The sequence below is a fragment of the Caballeronia sp. LZ028 genome (assembly GCF_031451415.1).
Classification (GTDB): Bacteria; Pseudomonadota; Gammaproteobacteria; order Burkholderiales; family Burkholderiaceae; genus Caballeronia; species Caballeronia zhejiangensis.
Map to the genome: position 1 here is coordinate 5,438 of NZ_JARUXN010000024.1, position 2,512 is coordinate 7,949.

The window sequence follows — 2,512 nt, forward strand, 5'->3', positions numbered from 1 at the left end:
GCCCCCGCCCCCGGGCTTGGCGGCCCCCCCCCCCCCGGGCGCCCCCGGGGGCCCCCCCCCCCCCCGCGGGGGGGGGGGGGGGGGGGGGCCGCCCCCCCCCCCCCCCCCGCGACCCGCAGACGGTTTTTCTCGCGTCGGCATCGCCCTACATTGGCCTCAAGCGTCGCCGCTCATGGCGCCGGCAGCATCCATCCCGAATACCACAGCTAGAGGAAATCGAAATGTCCACGCTCTTTTCACCGGTCGAAGTCGGTCCTTATGAATTCGCGCATCGCGTCGTGCTCGCCCCGCTCACCCGGATGCGCGCCGAAGACGGCGCACGCCCCGGCCCGCTGATGGCCGAATACTATGCGCAACGCACCTCGCCCGGCGCGCTGCTGATCGGCGAAGCGACCATCGCCGCGCCCGAAGGCAACGGCTATCTCGGCGCGCCCGGCCTCTACGACGACAGCCAGATCGAAGGCTGGAAGGCCGTCACCGATGCCGTGCATGCCAAAGGCGGGCGCATCTTCCTTCAGCTCTATCACGCAGGACGGCAGTCGAATGCGCAATTGCAGCCGGATGGCGGGCAGCCCGTCGGGGCGTCGGAGATCGCGCATGGCGGCGTCGCCTATACGGAATCCGGCTGGGTGCCGAACACGCCGAACCGCGCGCTGCGCACGGACGAGATCGCGGGCATCGTCGAAAGTTTCCGGCTCGCGGCGGCGCGCGGCGTGAAGGCGGGTTTCGACGGCGTCGAACTGCATGCGGCCAATGGCTATCTGTTCGACCAGTTTCTTCAGGACGGCAGCAACCGGCGCACCGACGAGTACGGCGGCCCGATCGAAAACCGCGCGCGTCTTCTGCTCGACACGACGCGGGCCGTGATCTCCGTGTGGGGCGCGGACAAGGTCGCGGTGCGCCTCGGCCCGAGCGGTTCCTGGGGCGACATGTCGGACAGCGATCCGCAGGCGCTTTTCGGCTACGTCGCCGATGAACTCGACAAGCTCGGCATCGCGTATCTGCATCTGATCGAGCCGCGCATCGCCGGCAACGTCGAGGACGATACACGCGACCAGCGCCCGGTGGCGGCGCAATCGCTGCGCGCGCGCTTTCGCGGTCCGATCATCGTCGCGGGCGGCTTCGACGGCGACAGCGCCGAAGCGATTCTCCAGTCGGGCGACGCGGATCTGGTCGCGTTCGGACGTCACTTCATCGCGAATCCGGACCTGCCGGAGCGGCTGCGCAAGCATCTGCCGCTGAACCCGTATGACCGCCCGACGTTCTTCGGCGGCACGGAAATCGGCTATACGGATTACCCGTTCTATCGCGAAACCGCGCTCGCGGCCTGATAGCCCGTGCCTTGAACGCGCGGCGGCGCCGGACAGCGCCGCCGCTTCTTCTTTCGCCATTCGACGACGAGATTACTCATGGATATCGACCATTCGCGCATGACCGCGCGGCGGCCGTGGCTCGCGGTGCTCTCCATCGCGCTCGGCGCATTCGCGTTCGTGACGACCGAATACATGCCTGTGGGCGTGCTGCCGGCCATCGCGCGCGATCTCGGCATCACGCCCGGCACCGCCGGACTGATGACCACGACGCCGGGCATCATCGCAGCCTTTTCCGCGGCGATGCCGACGTGCCGGCGATCCCAGCGATCGGCGGCTCGCCGCCGCGACCATTGGCGACATTGTGTCGACCTCGCTTTAGCTACCCGCGTGATGAAGCGGTCTTAACCCGTTACCTGGACGACAAAGCGGATCACGCATGGTGGACCGTGCGCCCAGATCAACCGCGCGTTCGAAGGATTCGTTCAACAGCTTCCTTCTGGTCCTTCCGTCTAACCGCTTCGACGACCTTCGCGACGGGGCGCCGACCCGCCGGCATCAAATCTTTCGCCGAGCTCAAGCAGTTCGCTGAATGGCGACAACGGCCTACCTTACCGATCGTTATCTCAAGGTCAAAGATCATCCTGTATGCGCGCTCAAGATCGACTTCAATGATGACGTCGTCGCGCACGTTCCTCGACTTCCGCGTGTTTTCGCACACATGTCTTCCAGCACGGAGTATCTGTCGGTCTCAATGGTTAGGGCGTTGTAAATGTCATTTGGCTTCCGCAATCGCTGCGCAAGCCGAGCAACCAAGAAGCGATCCAGGTGCCCAAATGGAAGTTCCACTGCCGCCCGGCTGCCACAAGCGTCTTGGTGAAACGGTGGGTTTCACTTCAAGAGATTGCCTGAACGGCCGACGCAGCACTTCGGCCTTTGCCGTCATTCGAGCATCGGCTCTGGTCAGGCGGCTGGTCGCCGCTTTCCGGCCGTTCGCACGTCAGCCTGTCTCGAACGACCGGTCACGCCGTCCGCCAATGCGAACTCCCGACCCTCTTTTGCCGCTCGCCACTTGTCCGGCCGAACGTCGCATCTTGAAAAAGGTGCGGTCGCCGAATGAGGCCACATTACGGGCCGCAAAAGGTTCTCAATGCGCCGTCAGTTGCCACCGCAACACCGGATACGTCGCGCCCGCCGGCATC

At 65.6% G+C, this 2,512-nt stretch carries 2 protein-coding genes and 1 pseudogene; all 3 read left to right on the top strand.

Annotated elements, in window-relative coordinates:
• Positions 1-221 precede the first annotated feature (221 nt).
• The gene (locus QCE58_RS33710; protein WP_309781224.1) at positions 222-1,331 is read left to right on the top strand and encodes an alkene reductase; all 1,110 of its coding nucleotides are present in this window, start codon (positions 222-224) and stop codon (positions 1,329-1,331) included.
• Positions 1,332-1,442: 111 nt separating this feature from the next.
• Positions 1,443-1,610 (top strand): annotated as a pseudogene (locus QCE58_RS33715) (MFS transporter); the annotation flags it as partial.
• Positions 1,611-2,146: 536 nt separating this feature from the next.
• On the top strand, positions 2,147-2,512 hold a 366-nt coding region (locus QCE58_RS33720), incomplete at its 3' end, for a hypothetical protein (RefSeq protein WP_309781225.1).